Below are 16,651 nucleotides of genomic sequence, written 5' to 3'. Positions count from 1 at the left end.
TTTTGTATTTTATTATTTTAAACTCCAGACACAAGTATCTTCGTATCTTTCTTTTCCTTTAAATGCAACGACTTTAATTTTGTTTTTACCACTGACTAGTCCAACAGATTCCCAAACCACTGTTTTGAATTTATCAGGGTATTTTGTTCCTATTTTTGTAGTATTGATGTACAGCTCCACTTTATCACAGTTTGAAAATACCTTTATAGCAGTTACTTTTTCCGACCGCTCAACAAATCTACGTTCTGTGATGTAAACCATTGGCGCTGCATTCCAATTCGCTTTATAGAAATAAAAAGCATCCTTCCTCGTTTTTTTATCATAAGTAACCAAGCCTTTATCATTAATTCCGGGAGTATCTCCTTCGTTTCTTACATGTGAAGAAAAATCGCTAAAAACCCAAATAAACTTACCCCAAATATAGGGACGTTCGACTAGCTGTTTCCAATGCTTTTCATGAAAATAGGTTTGCCAGCCTTCTGGGTGAAATTTAGCGGTAGTAATTGGCTTTTTTAAGTCTATGCTATGAGAATTAATACTTGCACCAGCGCCATATTCACTCAATGAAATAGGTCTATTTGGGATTTGGGTATGTTTTTTATCCATCCATTTTCCGATATTATCCGGTTCGCCTTCATACCAACCGAAATATTTATTCCAAGCCACTAAATCGGTACTATTTTCGAAAGCACCTGTGTCCAAATGTGTTGCCAAAACGGTTTTTCGAGTAGGATCTTCTTTTTTAACTATACCATTCATCTTTACTAAAAACGCGTTGGAATTATCAAAGTTCACCGTTAGTTCATTTTTCAGTCCCCAAAAGAAAACACTCGGATGATTGTAATTCTGACGCACCATTTCCAATAGCATTTGTTCAATATGTTTATTCAATTCGGGAGAGTTTACATATCCTTCACCAACATTTCCTCCAAAACCAATCAATGGGATTTCTGTCCAAAGAACCATTCCGTACTTATCAGCCCATTCATAAATCGGCTTACCATGTGGATAATGCGTCAAACGCAAAGCAGTCATTCCTATTTCTGTAAACAAACGCTCATCAGTTTCGTAATCCTCCGGAAGGTAAGCCGAAGCGTGCTCAAAAGTATCTTCATGATAACCCATCCCATATAAGTCATAATATTTGCCATTTAAAAAAAATCCTTTATCAGCATCTACATGAAATGAACGCAAACCAAAATTTTCTGAAACCTGGTCAATCACCTTATCCCCGTCGAGTAGCTGAATATCCATTTTGTACAGATAGGGATCTTTTATTGCATTCCAAAGATGGGGCTTTGCGACCGAAAAGTGATGAAAAACAACCGAATCAGAAACCTTAGACAGTTGCTGTTCTATTATTTTCCCATTGTTCTCTTTTAGAACTGCTTTCAATCTAAGTTTCTCTGATTTCTGTTTAGCAGAAATCAAGGTTTTTACTTTTATAGTAGCATTCTTTTCTGAGACCTCCTGTGTTGCGATATAAACACCTGAAGAACCAAAATCCAATGGAGAAATACAGTTTTTATCCGTAATAATTAATTTCACTGGGCGATGAATTCCTCCAAAAACATTAAAATCACCATTCAGAGGCAATACATCTAAACGGTACGAATTTGAAGCCATCACATTAATACTGTTAGTATCGCCGTATTTAAGCATATCGGTAATTTCAAAAACAAAAGCAGTATAACCTCCCTTATGTTCTCCAATATATTTTTTATTTACAAACACATTGGCTACGGTATTTACACCTTCAAAGTAAACAAACACCCTTTTTTCAGACCAATTTTGTTCCGCATGAAATTCTTTACGATACACAGCCGAAGTCCGCTCAAAAGCGAGATCTTTAACATTCCAGGTATGAGGAAGGTTTACAATCTTATCTTTATAATCTTTTGAAGAAGTATAGACAAAACTGAATTTCCAATCATCGTTAAATGGCAAAATGGTCCGAACCTGAGATTCGACAGAGGAACAAAACAGGAACAATGTTAAGAGAAATAGTTGGTTTAAATATTTCATAAGTGATACAATTAATATTTTTAAATTTCAAAGGAAAAGGTCGGTATTCAATCTTTTACTTAATAACATCGCTATTTACGTATTGCTCCAGTAACATCCTCAGGATATTATACCCTTTTTTGTTCAGATGCAATTCATCTTCCAGGTATAAACTAGCATTCGGCTTTCCATTTTTATCTAATAAACTATTCCAACTATTGACAAAATAACCATTAGGCTGCTTCTTTAAATAACTCTCAATACACTTATTTGCATTGCGCATTTCGTTCCTCATTTTCCAACGAGACGAACTTGGTTTTATCGACAGATAAACTACAGGAGTATTTGGGAATTTGTATCGGATATCTTGAAACAGTTTTTGGAATCTTTTGGCAACTTCCTTTCCTTTTACCTTAGGAAATTCGTTTGCAATATCATTCTCTCCGCAATAAATAATTATTTTTTTAGGTTGATATGCAAATAATATCTCATTTTCATATCCTATTAAATCTAATAAAGTAGAAGCTCCGAATGCTCGATTTACGATCTTACCGTTTCCAAAATCTTTCCGAAGGTTATCTCCCCAGAGTGTAAATGTGGAACTGCCTATAAAAAGTATAATATCTTTTTGAGGAGTATTAATAAGATCTTGGTTTTGAAATTTTTTAATATCGTTGTAAAAAGGCTTTTCTTGCGCTATACATTGAATGAAAGAAATGAACAGTATAAATAAAGGAAGTAATTTTCTCATAATAGGGCACTAAAATAATTGTGGTATTTGTTGTTTATTTTAAAATAAGGGATGCATAACATTGACTGTAGTTGTAGCGTTGGTTTATTCGAAGCCGCTACAAAAAAAGCAGGGCATTTCATAAATTATAATTCATTTACATTGTATTCATAGACTTCTTTTGAAAACGCAGCTTTCATTTTTTCTCTGTCAAATTCTTTTTCATTATTGGACAGAAAAATTGTTGCCACGCCATTTCCTATAAAATTAGTGATAGATCGCGCTTCGCTCATGAACCGGTCAACACCAAGAAGTAAAGCCAATCCTTCTATAGGGATGACTTTTACAGCAGAAAGTGTTGATGCTAAAACTATAAATCCACTCCCTGTAACTCCAGCAGCTCCCTTGGATGTTATCATAAGAACTCCTACAATTGTGCCTATTTGTGCCCAACTCAAATCGATATTATAAACTTGTGCTAAAAACAAAACTGACATCGATAAATAAATAGTTGTACCATCTAAATTAAAGGAATATCCAGCAGGAACAACCAATCCGACTACCGATTTTGAACATCCCATTTTTTCTAGTTTCTCCATTAAAGAGGGTAATGCCGATTCTGATGATGAAGTTCCTAAAACAATTAATAATTCTTCCTTTATATAATTCAAAAATTGCAGGATGCTGACTTTATAATAGCGAAGCATAAACCCTAATATAGCGAAAACGAACAATGCCATTGTGATATAAACCGTCAGCATCAGTTTTGCTAACGGAATCATAGTAGCAATTCCGAATTTTCCAATGGTATATGCAATCCCGCCGAAAGCACCAATTGGAGCGAAAAACATTACAAAATGAAGCGCTTTAAAAACATATTTTGATAAAAAAGTTAGAACCTTTTTAATTCTGTCGCTGTTCTTATACTTATTTAGAAAAATCCCGAAAAGGATAGAAAACAATAACACCTGGATGGTTATATTGCTTTTTAAAAAATTCAATAAACTAAAATTTTCTGCACTGGTCGTGTATTTTGAAATTTCTTCGTTTTGAGCCACAACAGCCGCAACCCCGCTGCCGGGTTGAATAATCCAGGTAACTGCAACGCCAATTAAAAGCGCGATTGTAGTAACGATTTCAAAGTATAATAACGCTTTACCACCTACTCTTCCCACTTGTTTTAGACTTCCCATTCCACTGATTCCAAGAGAAATTGTCAGAAATATTATTGGATTGATAAATACTTTTATAACGTTTATAAAATAAGTACCCAATGGTTGCATTTTCGTTGCTGTTTCAGGCATAAAATGCCCTAAAATTGCCCCAGAAATTATCGCTACTAAAACCCAGGTGGTAAGATTTGTCAGGATTTTTTTCATTATAAATACTAATTTAATTCACGCCTACAGTTCCTAAAAACCCAGGCGTATTTTTTTATAACAATATAGTTCTATTTTAGCAATTCAAAGGAGTCTTTGACTCTAATATCTTCAGATGAGGAACCAATCATCAAATCGAAATCACCTGGTTCTGATTTGTATTCCAGAGTATCGTTATAAAATGACAGTAATTTATCATCGATGATGAACTTCACTGTTTTCGTTTCTCCTGCATTAAGTTTGATTTTTTCAAACCCTTTCAATTCTTTTACTGGTCTGACAACCGAACCCACTTGGTCTCTCAAATACATTTGCACCACTTCTTCACCTGCGTATTTTCCCGTATTTATTATATCCAATGAAACTTCAATTTTCTCCGTACTATTAATTTTCTTTTTTGATAATTTTAAATTATAGTACTCAAAAGTAGTATAGCTTAAACCGTATCCAAAAGGATATTTCGGGCTGTTTTGCAAATCAGTATAAGCAGATACGTAACTCGTTTCATTTTCATTTGCTGCGGGTCTGCCTGTATTGTAATAATTATAATAAATCGGAATTTGTCCTTCGCTTCGAGGAAAAGACATTGGCAGTTTCCCTGCTGGATTGTAATTTCCAAACACAACATCGGCAATTGCATTTCCAGCCTCGCTACCCAACCACCACGTATAAGCAATAGTTTCAATATTATCTGCCGCCCAATTGAAAACAAGAGGTCTTCCTGCATTAATCAAAAGAACGATAGGCTTTCCTGTTTTATGGATTTCTTTTAATAATTCCTCCTGAACTCCAGGTAATTGTAATGAACTTCTACTTTTGGCTTCACCACTCATATCATGTGCTTCTCCCAAGGTCATAATAACTATATCTGCACTTTTTGCTGCTTCAATTGCTTCCTTAAACTGTGACTTATCCTGATCATTTACATTACAGCCTTTGGCGTAAATAAGATTTGAGTTTGCCTCCATCTGATTTTTTATTCCTTGAAATTGAGAAACAATCGTAGTCTTATCATCTGGCCAGGAAGTAGACCAAAAACCTAAATTTTCGGAAACAGCTTTCCCGAAAGGACCTATTAACGCAATGTTTTTTGTCTTTTTTGACAATGGCAGCAGTTGTTTTTTATTTTTTAGAAGTACTATACTTTTTGCACCAATAACTCTTGCATGTTTTCGATGCACCGGATTGTTAAACTGTAAATCTTCTCGTTTTTGATTGGAAAACTTAAAAGGATCTTTAAATAATCCTAACTCATATTTCTTCAATAAAATTCTTCTAACGGCATCATCAACAAGTTTAATATCGACCTTACCTTCATTTACCAATTGAGCCAAATGATTCTTATAACTTCTGCTTTCCATATCCATGTCGCTTCCCGCTTCAATGGCTATTTTCGCCGCTTGGTAATTATCTTTTACAAATCCATGTTGAATCATTTCTCCAATACTTCCCCAGTCGCTAACAACAAAACCATTGAAATTCCATTGTTTTTTCAAAACTTCACGTTGCAAAAATTTATTTCCCGTTGCAGGAACTCCATTTAAATCATTAAATGCATTCATTAAAGTTCCCACTCCGGCATCTATTGCAGCTTTAAAAGGTGGCAAATACGTTTCGTACAGTTGACGAAGACTCATATCAACCGAATTATAGTCTCTTCCTCCTACTGCTGCACCGTAAGCGGCAAAATGTTTGGCACAGGCCATAACCGCATCTGTGTTTCCCAAACCATTTCCTTGAAATCCTTTTACTCTGGCTTTAGCGACCTGAACACCTAGAAAAGTATCTTCTCCAGCTCCTTCCATAACTCTTCCCCAACGTGGATCTCTACTGATATCAACCATTGGAGCAAATGTCCAGTGTACTCCATAAGCCGACGCTTCTACGGCAGCATATCGGGCTGATTTTTCAATTGCGGAAATATCCCAACTGGCAACTTCTGCAAGAGGAATAGGATAATTGATTCTGAATCCATGAATAACATCTTGACCAAATAATAATGGGATTTTTAAACGACTTTGCATTGCCATTTTTTGCAAATCGGTAGTATGTTTTACTGTAGTAACATTCAACATCGAACCAACCAAACCCATTTTAATTTGTGTTTGTTTTTCACCATCTTTTGTAACAGGTCCTGTGTGTGCCCACTCACCTGAATATTGATTGAGTTGTCCTATTTTTTCTTCCAAAGTCATTTTGGACATTAGGTCAGCAACAAATTTTTCAGATTCTTGTCCGTAACTTTTGAAAATACTTAGAAAAATGAAGATTTTAAAAATGAGTTTCATGCAATTTATTTTTTATAAATGTTGATTTAGTGTAACTATTTTGGGATCCTATTTCCCTAATTTGTTGTCTATAGCCCATTTTCCAGAGCCTTTGAAGAAAAACAAAAGTGAGATCAAAGCAAAAAGAAAGGGATGTTGGTCTTCGTACCAAAATTTTCCATTTCCGATAAAGAAACAAATTACGAGCATATTAATAGTTATCAGTACAGCCGAAATTCTTGTAAAAATTCCCAAAACGAAAAACATACCGGTAACCAGCTCCAATGCTTTTCCAATGTAAACGATAACTAGTGGACTGGGTACTCCTTTGAATTGATCCCACATGGAATAATCAATCATCAGCTTGGCGTCAAAAATTTCTAAACCATGATATGCCATCAATAATCCTACAATAATTCTTATTGCAGCGTAAACACTCTCTGTTCCTTGTAATGGTCTTGAGGAAAATAACGATTTCTTATCATTTTGAACGGTATTCGGCATCGCTTATTATTTTAGTTTAGTTTAAATTGTATCTTTTTTTCAACAAATCCATCATATAAACATTAATATCCCATTGATTTGCAATTGGCTCATTAGTTTCTGGTGCCAAGGTCATATAGGGCTCGGCACCAAATTCCGGAGTTATAGTAAGCACTCTTGATTGTTTTTGTGTATGATGATTTATAATTTCATCCCACCAATTTAAATGTTTTTCTAAAGCATACTGCCAATGTTTTATTCTTGGATCTGTGACTTGAGGTGACTGTGTGTGTCCTACCCTAGCGTGAATATGATCGGAACGCAAAATTATCTCTTTCAACTCTTCTTCTTGTTCCTCTAAGAAACTCTCCGATACAACACAAAAATGGGAAAAATCTGCCGTGAATCTCAAGTCAGGGTACCTTTTAATGTATTGTATGGTATCTTTTATGCAAAATGGAAATTTACCCCTATGCGTTTCATGAACTATAGGAATTCCCGTTTCCGATTGTATGCTTTCTGCAATTTCAATTAATTCAGCGTTTTGATCGAAAGTATAATAATCTTTTCCTGTTTGAGAATTAATAAAAAGGGGCCTTTGATTTGACAATAAATAAAGATGATCAATAAAATTTGATTTATATTCCTCAAAAGTTTTACCATCCGCTTTGTGCTGCTGCCCAATAATTTTCAATCCCAAATCATTTGCTATTGCAATAAATTCGTCAGCTGATTTTTTTTCTAAAAAAGTACCGTATTCAACACCATCAAAACCTGTATTTTTTATACGACTCAGCGTTTCTTTAAGTGTTAAATCCTCCATTCCCCACATGCTGCTAAAAAATAATATTTCCATTTGACTGATTTTATACCCCACTTTCTTTAAATTCATTATCGGAGCTCAAACCGGTACTTTCCCATTCCAAAAGTGCATTATTTGGTACTTTTTTGATAGGAGTCATTGCAGATTGACTCTGAATATTATAGCCAATATTCGAAGCTCTGTTATAACACGATATTAACGACCAGCGGGCATTATCCGAATCATTTGAAGCCGATGTGTGCAATAAATTGGAATGAAAAATTAATACATCGCCTGGTTTAAGTTCTACATAAACCAATTCAAAATGCTTTAGAGCGAGATTAACATAGTGCATATCTGCACCGCGTTGTTCCCCCACAAAAAGATGTTCAAATCTTCCGGTTTTATGAGATCCTTTGAGTACCTGTAAACAACCATTTTCTTTGGTGGCCTCCGTAATAGCTGTCATTACAGAAATAAGTTGATTTGGAAATAAAAATTCATCTTTATACCAATAGCCATAATCTTGATGCCATTCCCAGGCGCCTCCAATTCTTGGCTCTTTTTGCATTAGTTTTGTATGAAAATGGCAAACCTCTGAATTCCCCTCCAGCAAGGAATCAACGGCATCTATAATTCGCTCACTTCGGGCATGAAATCCATAAACATCATCACCTGGTGTATACCAGAGTGACAATTTTGTTTTTTTTCCCTGCTGATCATCCAAATCAAAAGCGTTATTGATCATTACGTCGTCTGCAATTGCAGAAGAATACAATTTTTCCGCCTCAGCCTGGGACAAAAATTCTTTACAGATAACATAACCATCCCTATCGTAATTTGCTATTTGTTCTTTCGTTAATTGAAATGATTTCATTTTTTTTATTTTTTATAAATTATTTTATACATCTATTTATAACACACTGAAAATCAATATGTTTTTTTTGTTTTTTTTTACCAGTTTATTTTTATTTCGTCGGTAGAATTATCAATTTCAAATGTTTGTTGGGCTTTCATTTTATCTTTCTCTTTCAATCCTTTATAAAAATTAGAATCAAAATAAACATCTTCCAAATGTTCTAGTGGATCAATTAATTTCACAGCTTCAATTTTTGTAACTATTTTTTTTCCATTTATTTTAGGCGAAACAGTATCCTTAAAACCATGTAATATCACTTTTATTTTTTTAAAATCCGAAACATAAGTCCCTTCAACTTTTTTCAGAACCAACGCTTTATCAGTTGGTTTAAACTCCATGATTCGTTTGTTAAAAAGCTTGCTCTCATAATTTAATGTAGCTCCATCATCTTCATAATATTCAAATTGATTTTCAAAAGTTCCATTATAAACATGCAGATATAAAATCTCAGTAGGTTTCTCTTTTGTAGACTGTGTAACACTTTGTAGAGGAATAATGGAAGACTCTTTTACATAGAGTGGCAAATTGAAAATTGCGAAATCTTTCAGCAACTCTTGATTTCCCTCGGTTACCTCGTCCGTATAAATATTATACCATTTTGATTTTGGGAAATAAATGACTTTTGACTTTTCTTTACTGGTCAATGGAGCTATTAAAAACGCATCTCCAAAAAGGAATTGATATTGGTAATTCAAGTTATAAACAGTGCTGTCAAAAGGACTATCAATGCATAAACTTCTGGCAATTGGCATTCCGGTTTTGGATGCTTCATAAAATTTAGAATACATGTAGGGCATCATTCTGTATCGAAACTCGATATACGTTTTAGAAATGGCCTCTGCCTCTTCACCATACGACCACGGCTCATTGGCGGCAGCAAACTGTTCTCTGTGGTTGCGTAAAAAAGGAGAAAATACACCAACTTCTACCCATCGTTTGTACATGTCCTTGGTAGCATCACCAGTATAGCCTCCTAAATCCGGACCTACAAAAGGCAATCCCGAAAGCCCCATTTGATTGTTTAGCAAAACACCTAGCAAAATATGTTCATCTTTGGCTTGATTGTCGCCACTCCAAACGGTAGCATACCGTTGCACTCCGGCAAAAGCAGAACGTGTCATTACAAAAGGTCTTTTATTTCCTCCATATTTTTGGAAAGATTCAAAAGAAGAACGCGCCATTAAATAACCATATAAATTGTGGGCTTCCAATTGTGTTGCTTTTCTTCCATCAAAATCAAAAACGACATTATCAGGCATGGACTGGCCTCCAATTGCGGGTTCGTTCATATCATTCCAATATCCATTAATTCCCAGATCCTGATAAATTTTCATTTGATCGACCCACCAATTTCTTGATTTTGGATTGGTAAAATCAGGATAATGATTCATGTTAGGATAAATATCGGATTTATAGAGTTCCCCATCGGTATATCGAAGAAAAATGTCTTTTTTCAATCCGTCATTATACGCATCATAGGTAGGATCAATTTTGATTCCTGGATTTACCGAAGCAGTAAGTTCAATTCCGTCTTTAAATAATTTACTGGCCATTCCTTTCATATCCGGAAATCGCTTGGTATTTATACGAAAAGGCTCGTACTCTTGTAAATAATCCGCGTCCAGAACAATACAATCTAGCGGGATTTTTTTATCTCTAAAAGATTTCGCGATGAACATCACCTGATCTTCCGGGTAATAACTGCAACGCGATTGATGATAACCAATACTCCATTTTGGAGGCAAAGGCATTCTACCGGTTAAAGAGGAATAATGATCCAGAACTTTTCCTAAATTATTGTCATGTATGAAAAAATAATCCATGTCTCCACCATCAAAACTTACAGATGAAAAACGAGTGTTTGAAGCCCCAAAATTAAAAGTTCCTCTATATGAATTATCATAAAAAATTCCGTAAACCTTTTCTTTTAAAATCCCCATATAAAAAGGAATACTGATATACATTGGAATTTTTTCATTGTCGTATTTGTAATTATCGGTATTCCAAGTTGTAATTACAGTACCTGTTCGGTCTAAATTCCCCAAAGATTCTCCCATTCCCACAAAACGTTCCCCTTCTTGGAGCTTTTTATAAACTGTAGTTTTGTCGCCAATAAAAGTCGTTCCAAGTCCATTCCCGGATAGATCTTCGTTCAGAACAACACCATTTTTATCTTTGAAAGTAATCCTGAAAAAAGGAGCTTTTTCTATTTCAACTTTTAATGATTTTGTTGAAAGGAAAATCGTATTTGAAGAGTCATCTATTGTAAAATCATTGAAATTTGGATTCTCATTAGAAACTAATGCATACGAAAAATCATCAATTTTCTTGTTTTTAGAGATTTGAACTCTGATTACATTTTCAGAATATACCGAGATTTCAAAAATTTCGTTTTGTGTTTTTCCTTCAATTCCGTTTTTTGTTTTTTCGAAAGAAGTTATTTTTCCCAATGAACCGTTTTGTGAAAAACCTTTCAAAGAGAGCATTAAAAACAGAATCAATATTTTATGCTTATTCATTTGTAACATTAATTAATTATTTAAATTATCATTTTCGTTTAAGTGCTCCTACTTGTTCTGTTCGACTTAAAACATTAAAAAAAACTACTTTATCTTATTTATAACCCAATCTACAAACTTGACCACTTCGCTTTCAGCTGGTGCATAGGGCCCCGATTTATACTGCGAGGATTCGATACCACTAAAATTATTCTCGCATAACGCCCAATCTTGTTCGCCTGTAATTTTCCAAAACTCGGTTAATCGATCTAAAGTATAATCGATGCCTTCAGTTGCATCCTGGTCTACCAGCCAGTTCAAATCTATAATGGTTTTTGAAGGGCTTACGGCCGTAACACGCATTGTCCAGATATAATCACTGACAGCATCCATCCAAAAATTTGGATAAGTAACCAATCCTAAAACTCCCGCATCATAATCCTGGTGTTCTCCCATCGGTTTTGAAATTGCTTTCCCATCTAAGCTATAACTTAACACTTCTGAACGCAAGGGATAACGGACCGCAAAATGAAAAGAATCCTCTTTAAAATCAATGTTTTCAACACACAATCCTTTTTGTTTCCAAATTGCTTGCTTCTCTTGTAGTATTTCAGCAACGGAATCTCTCAAATCGGCTCCTATTACAGCTTCACAATATTCAGGATGTGCCGGACCGCAATGATAGCATTCCCTGAAATTTTCGGCAATAAGTTTCCAATTGGTTCGCAATTCATAGCTTTTTTGAAAAGCAACTTTAGCTTTATCCACCTGAAATGGCTTTAAATAGGTTTTAAAATCATTTTCTACTTGTGAAAAATCAGGTGGACTATCTGCCAAAGAGATAAAAATAAAGCCTTCGATTGTTTTTAAATGAACAGCTTTCAGTCCATGCTCTTTTTTATCGAAATCTTCAGGCATCAAACGCGCTTTAAATAAGGATCCGTCTTTGTTATAAACCCATTGGTGATACGGACAAAGGAGTTTGGGAGCATTCCCTTTTTTTTCAAGACAAATCAGTGAACCACGATGCCTGCACGTATTGTAATGAGCAAAAAAATGATTGCCATCACGGATGATAATAATTGATTCCTTTCCAACTTGATACGTAATATAATCCCCGGATTTCGGGATTTCAGCAGTAGTACCTGCAAAAAGCCAGTAACCCTTCCATATTTTATCAAATTCAATATCAAAAAGCTCTTGATCCAAATAAAAATCTTGTTCCAGGGTGTAACCTGAACGGTAATTTTGCAAAAGTTGTTGTAATTTAGGATTCATATTTTAGGAATTTGATTCGTATTTTAATTTAATTATTGGTTTTGTGTGGTTTGCAAATGGACGATTTCCTCTTTGTTTTTATCTTTTAAAAACAGCCACGCTATTACAAACGCTACAACTACCAATATGCCGCTTATGGCAAATATTTTTGAAATAGTATATTTTGAATCCTGAAAGGATCCAACTAAAAAATTGCCCATTATCGTTCCTACGCCAAAATAGGCAGCATATAATAACGATTGGCCGGTCGCACGCCAATTTTCAGGTACTAATGCATTGGTATATTCAACACAAACAACCCAAAATAATGACCAGGACAAACCATGCAGCAACTCAATAGGAATTGCTAAATATGGATTCTTTATAAAACTGTAGAGAAACAAGCGAATAATTGTAGCTCCTATTGTCAGCAAAAGTGTACCCTTAAACCCCAATCGTTGAATAATTTTGGCCGAAAAATAAAAAAACGGCAACTCACACAATCCTTGAAAAGACAAACCTACCCCTACAGTAACTGATGATGCTCCCATCTCCTTCATGTATAGTGAATAGTAATACCATATAGGGGTGGCGCTCATAGAAACTAAAACAACCAAAAAAAGCACTAACAATAAATTGCGATCGGTTACTACTTCTTTAGGAATTCGTTTTTTCTCTCTGGAAGTTTTTGCATGGCGCATATTGGTATCTAAACCAAAACAAAATAAAAAAGTTAAAAACATGCTTGCCGCAGAAAATGCAAAAATCACACTCGTATCTGACATATCTATCGACTGACCAACGACCAATCCCATAAACGACCAACCTGCAGCTCCCGCAATTCGCAAAGAACCATAAGAAAAACTAGGATTCTTTTCAGAAAGCTCTAAAGAAAGACTATCAAGTAAAGGCTGAATCGAATTATAAAACAATGCCATACAAGCCGTTACAATTGACAAAGTTAAAAACGTTTGTCCATTAAAATAATAAAGCAGATAGGTAATTGCACAGCATAACGACGACCATAAAAGACACTTTTTAAAGCCCAATCGATCTGCCAGGCCACCATAGAAAGGTTGAATTAAAAACATTAGTACTGGTAAAATACTCAATATCGCTGCGGTTTGAAAACCAGAAATACCCTGGTCTTTTAGATATTCCGCAAAAATAGGAAGCCATGATGCTGTACAGCAAAACACTAAAAAGTATAGTATTCGAAGTCTATTTGCCTGGCTGATTTTCATAAAAATTTGTACTGCTTATGTCTGAAGTCTTTCGACATTATGACTTTATTTCTCAACTAATTTTAAAACTGATTCAAAAGTTATTCTACTAAATTTCCTGCTGCGGCTTCCTCCAACATTACCACAGCATTCTGATGTTGCCGAATAATTGTTGATGGTACGGCTGTTGTAATTTTCCCCTCGATAGTTTGCTGTACTATGTCCGCCTTTTTTGAGCCATTGGCCATCAGTATTGCACTTTTTGCCTCTAAAAACAACTGTAACCCTATCGTTATACCTTTTTTAAGCAACGTGGGTTCTTTAAAATACTTCTGTCCTACAGTTTGTGTTACGCTATCTAAATCAACCACATGAACGTAGTTTTCAATTGCAACTCCTGGCTCGTTAAATCCAATATGCCCGTTCATTCCTATACCTACAATTATCAAATCGATTCCATTATTTTCAATTATTGCCTGCTTAATTCTCTGGCATTCCGCTGCTGGGTTTTTAGTCAGTCCGTCAAACAAATAGCTATTTTCAGGAGCAACATTTAATGGCTCAAACACATTTTTTGTTAAAAAATAATGGCAACTGCCGGCGTCTTCAGGTTTTATTCCCAGCCATTCGTCAAGACCAACAAATACACATTGGCTATAATCAACATTGTTTTTTTGAACTAATTCAACAAAACATTTATAGGCTTCCAAAGGTGAACTACCCGACGCCAGACAAAAAACCGATTTTGGTTTTGAATTTATTTGAAGTACCATCTTTTCGGCAACAGCCTGAGATAATGCTTCATAGTTTTTATATTTTAGTACTTTCATTTTATTTAATTAAACTGTTATTATTTGGGCTTATTCCTGTTTTGATATAATAGGAAGCTACAGAATTTGCTAAAACCAAACATTCTTTTAATTCTAAATCAGTTAATAGTCCATAACAAAATCCGGCATTAAAATGATCACCAGCTCCTGTAGAAATCATCGGATTTACAATTAATTCCGGACTTGATTTTACTTGCACATCATTTTCAAAAACATAAGTTTCTTTAGCATTATGAATTACCAAAATAGCAACAGACAACTTTTTATAAATCTCTTTTCCCTGCTCAAAAAAATTGTTTTTCGTTGTTTCAAACAAAATATTATGTAATGTCTGTGCTTCATTTCTATTCAGACTCAGAACAACTTTGGTATGTTTGGCAAACTCATTTATCAATTCGATAACCGTTTCAACTTCTTTCTTATCACGATTTGAAAAATCAGACAAATCAAAAAAAGTTGTTTTATTTTGGAGTGCTATTGCTGGAAAAATATCTTCCAAAATACCTTTCAGAATGGAAGTCATGCCTTTAATTTCCGACCAATTTAGCAGACAAAACAAATCACTAGACTTAAAAAGTTGTGTTAAAGTGGCTAAACCAATGACTTCTTTTAACAATGTCCAATCCAAATTATTTAAAACGCTGCAGTTTGAAAACATAATTTTCCCATCTTCAAATTCATAAATAGATGCCTTGCCTGGTTCGGAAACACTATATAATTGACAATTTTCCGACATTGATTTGAAATATGGATTGGTTTCAGGAAATCCCAATGCGGCAACCAAATTGGTCTTCAAACCCAAAGAACCCAAAGCGTTCGCCACAATTGGAGCATTGCCTCCAATTTTAGTCGTGACCTCCTCTACATCCAGGCAAAAACTGGTGTTTTTTTGCTGCACATAGTCCCCAAACGAATGTATTTTATCAAAATAAGCTAACTTTTCACTATGTGATTCCCGTTTTATTTTAAACAGCGAATCAATAAAACCATCAAAACCCACTAAAACAGTTTTAGAATTTAGTCCGTCTGTTTGCGATATGTAATTAGTAGTATTCAAGGCGTTATAATTTTAAATTATCGTTTTTCTATCGAACCCGTTTTTTTATTTTTAATGATTGATTTCTTTATACCATTTGGTAAAATTTCTTCTTTTATTAAATAATAATCCTCATCAAAATCTTGCCATTTTCTATCTTTACTTTCCTGTATTTCCCCTCTCCATTGCTCAATAATTATGGGTTCCCATTGTTTGGATTTTATAGCTAAATAAGCTGCGTCTATAATTGCATTTGTAATATAACCATCATAAAAATTTTCATTTGGTTGTGACTGGTTCTCAATAGCTTCAAACATATCTGTAAACATGTGACTGTACCCCAGTTCATGTACTTCATCCCCAACCGGAAAGAGCCATCCGCTACTGTTTTCTGCTTTTTCGGCAACATAGCCACCTGTTTTACCAGAAGTAAACATTTCAAAACCTGTGCGTAAAAAATTATTAAGCCATATAGTGCCTTCTGTCCCCATTACTTCGTCACGCAAATCCATGCCTCCTCTAAAAGTCCAGCTCACTTCAAATTGACCGATAGCTCCATTTTCATACCTCACTAAACCCACGGCGTTATCCTCTGCTTCAATAGGATGAACTCGTGTATCACCCCAGCACATTACCTCAACAGGTTTTATATCTTTACCTATAAAATTTCTGCTGATTTCTACACAATGGCAACCTAAATCAATTAAAACACCACCTCCTGATTTTTCTTTGTTCCAAAACCAATCACTGTGAGGTCCTGGATGTGTTTCGCGGCTTTTTGTCCAAATCACTTCCCCTATATTTCCTGCTTTTATACTTGCCAATGACTTTAAAAATTTTGGCGTATAGCACAAATCTTCCAGGTAGCCGCCCACAATATTAGCAGTATCCACTGCTTGTAGCATTTGTAATGCTTCTTGTGCGTTTCTGCCCAAAGGTTTGGTACATAACACATGCTTTCCTGCTTTCGCACATGCCAAAACAGCCTCCAAATGCATGTCATTAGATAAAGCAATTATTACAGTATCAACATCATGATCTTCTATGCACGCTAGCATATTTGTAGAAAAATTGGGGATATTATAATCCTTTGCAAATTTTTCAGCATTGGCTTCCGTTCTGCTATAAACCATTGTGATGGCATCTTTTCTACGTTGGCCAACTAATGAATCTGCGTAAAATCGACCAATAAATCCGGAACCTAAAATTGCTAATTTCATATT

General features: G+C 34.9%; 13 protein-coding genes. All 13 read right to left on the bottom strand.

Features of this window, described 5'->3' with window-relative positions:
• Positions 1-12 precede the first annotated feature (12 nt).
• On the bottom strand, positions 13-2,025 hold the full coding sequence (locus ACNQGN_RS14890; RefSeq protein ID WP_417988617.1) for a glycoside hydrolase family 2 protein: 2,013 nt from the start codon (positions 2,023-2,025) through the stop codon (positions 13-15).
• Positions 2,026-2,080: 55 nt separating this feature from the next.
• The gene (locus tag ACNQGN_RS14885; RefSeq protein WP_417988616.1) at positions 2,081-2,755 is read right to left on the bottom strand and encodes a GDSL-type esterase/lipase family protein; all 675 of its coding nucleotides are present in this window, start codon (positions 2,753-2,755) and stop codon (positions 2,081-2,083) included.
• Between the two features lie 125 nt (positions 2,756-2,880).
• Complete coding sequence (dctA, locus tag ACNQGN_RS14880; protein WP_417988615.1) at positions 2,881-4,113, bottom strand: C4-dicarboxylate transporter DctA; 1,233 nt, start codon at positions 4,111-4,113, stop codon at positions 2,881-2,883.
• Positions 4,114-4,184: 71 nt separating this feature from the next.
• Positions 4,185-6,401 carry a beta-glucosidase BglX gene (bglX, locus tag ACNQGN_RS14875; RefSeq protein ID WP_417988614.1) on the bottom strand — a complete coding sequence of 739 codons (2,217 nt, stop codon included), beginning with the start codon at positions 6,399-6,401 and terminating at the stop codon, positions 4,185-4,187.
• Between the two features lie 48 nt (positions 6,402-6,449).
• A complete protein-coding gene (locus ACNQGN_RS14870; protein ID WP_417988613.1) occupies positions 6,450-6,884 on the bottom strand; it encodes a DoxX family protein in 435 nt (144 codons plus the stop codon).
• A 16-nt stretch (positions 6,885-6,900) separates the two neighbouring features.
• The gene (locus ACNQGN_RS14865) at positions 6,901-7,719 is read right to left on the bottom strand and encodes a sugar phosphate isomerase/epimerase family protein (protein WP_417988612.1); all 819 of its coding nucleotides are present in this window, start codon (positions 7,717-7,719) and stop codon (positions 6,901-6,903) included.
• Between the two features lie 10 nt (positions 7,720-7,729).
• Positions 7,730-8,542: a phytanoyl-CoA dioxygenase family protein gene (locus ACNQGN_RS14860; protein ID WP_417988611.1), complete on the bottom strand. Its 813-nt coding sequence runs from the start codon at positions 8,540-8,542 to the stop codon at positions 7,730-7,732.
• A 77-nt stretch (positions 8,543-8,619) separates the two neighbouring features.
• Positions 8,620-11,103 carry a glycoside hydrolase family 31 protein gene (locus tag ACNQGN_RS14855; RefSeq protein ID WP_417988610.1) on the bottom strand — a complete coding sequence of 828 codons (2,484 nt, stop codon included), beginning with the start codon at positions 11,101-11,103 and terminating at the stop codon, positions 8,620-8,622.
• Between the two features lie 84 nt (positions 11,104-11,187).
• Entirely contained in the window at positions 11,188-12,360 is a 1,173-nt protein-coding gene (locus ACNQGN_RS14850) for an aromatic ring-hydroxylating oxygenase subunit alpha (protein ID WP_417988609.1), read from the bottom strand.
• 32 nt (positions 12,361-12,392) lie between these two features.
• Entirely contained in the window at positions 12,393-13,583 is a 1,191-nt protein-coding gene (locus ACNQGN_RS14845) for an MFS transporter (protein WP_417988608.1), read from the bottom strand.
• A gap of 80 nt (positions 13,584-13,663) precedes the next feature.
• Positions 13,664-14,392: a glucosamine-6-phosphate deaminase gene (locus ACNQGN_RS14840; protein WP_417988607.1), complete on the bottom strand. Its 729-nt coding sequence runs from the start codon at positions 14,390-14,392 to the stop codon at positions 13,664-13,666.
• A gap of 1 nt (position 14,393) precedes the next feature.
• Positions 14,394-15,449 carry a carbohydrate kinase family protein gene (locus tag ACNQGN_RS14835; protein WP_417988606.1) on the bottom strand — a complete coding sequence of 352 codons (1,056 nt, stop codon included), beginning with the start codon at positions 15,447-15,449 and terminating at the stop codon, positions 14,394-14,396.
• A gap of 17 nt (positions 15,450-15,466) precedes the next feature.
• Complete coding sequence (locus ACNQGN_RS14830; RefSeq protein WP_417988605.1) at positions 15,467-16,648, bottom strand: Gfo/Idh/MocA family protein; 1,182 nt, start codon at positions 16,646-16,648, stop codon at positions 15,467-15,469.
• Positions 16,649-16,651: the final 3 nt, after the last annotated feature.

It is taken from the genome of Flavobacterium rhamnosi, from assembly GCF_048286515.1.
Lineage (GTDB): Bacteria > Bacteroidota > Bacteroidia > Flavobacteriales > Flavobacteriaceae > Flavobacterium.
This window is presented reverse-complemented; position numbering and strand designations above follow the sequence as displayed.

Excerpts from the sequence above, each read along its gene's own strand:
- ACNQGN_RS14890 (WP_417988617.1), bottom strand. The coding sequence starts at position 2,025 with ATGAAATATTTAAACCAACTATTTCTCTTAACATTGTTCCTGTTTTGT.
- ACNQGN_RS14885 (WP_417988616.1), bottom strand. The coding sequence starts at position 2,755 with ATGAGAAAATTACTTCCTTTATTTATACTGTTCATTTCTTTCATTCAA.
- dctA (WP_417988615.1), bottom strand. The coding sequence starts at position 4,113 with ATGAAAAAAATCCTGACAAATCTTACCACCTGGGTTTTAGTAGCGATA.
- bglX (WP_417988614.1), bottom strand. The coding sequence starts at position 6,401 with ATGAAACTCATTTTTAAAATCTTCATTTTTCTAAGTATTTTCAAAAGT.
- ACNQGN_RS14870 (WP_417988613.1), bottom strand. The coding sequence starts at position 6,884 with ATGCCGAATACCGTTCAAAATGATAAGAAATCGTTATTTTCCTCAAGA.
- ACNQGN_RS14865 (WP_417988612.1), bottom strand. The coding sequence starts at position 7,719 with ATGGAAATATTATTTTTTAGCAGCATGTGGGGAATGGAGGATTTAACA.
- ACNQGN_RS14860 (WP_417988611.1), bottom strand. The coding sequence starts at position 8,542 with ATGAAATCATTTCAATTAACGAAAGAACAAATAGCAAATTACGATAGG.
- ACNQGN_RS14855 (WP_417988610.1), bottom strand. The coding sequence starts at position 11,103 with ATGAATAAGCATAAAATATTGATTCTGTTTTTAATGCTCTCTTTGAAA.
- ACNQGN_RS14850 (WP_417988609.1), bottom strand. The coding sequence starts at position 12,360 with ATGAATCCTAAATTACAACAACTTTTGCAAAATTACCGTTCAGGTTAC.
- ACNQGN_RS14845 (WP_417988608.1), bottom strand. The coding sequence starts at position 13,583 with ATGAAAATCAGCCAGGCAAATAGACTTCGAATACTATACTTTTTAGTG.
- ACNQGN_RS14840 (WP_417988607.1), bottom strand. The coding sequence starts at position 14,392 with ATGAAAGTACTAAAATATAAAAACTATGAAGCATTATCTCAGGCTGTT.
- ACNQGN_RS14830 (WP_417988605.1), bottom strand. The coding sequence starts at position 16,648 with ATGAAATTAGCAATTTTAGGTTCCGGATTTATTGGTCGATTTTACGCA.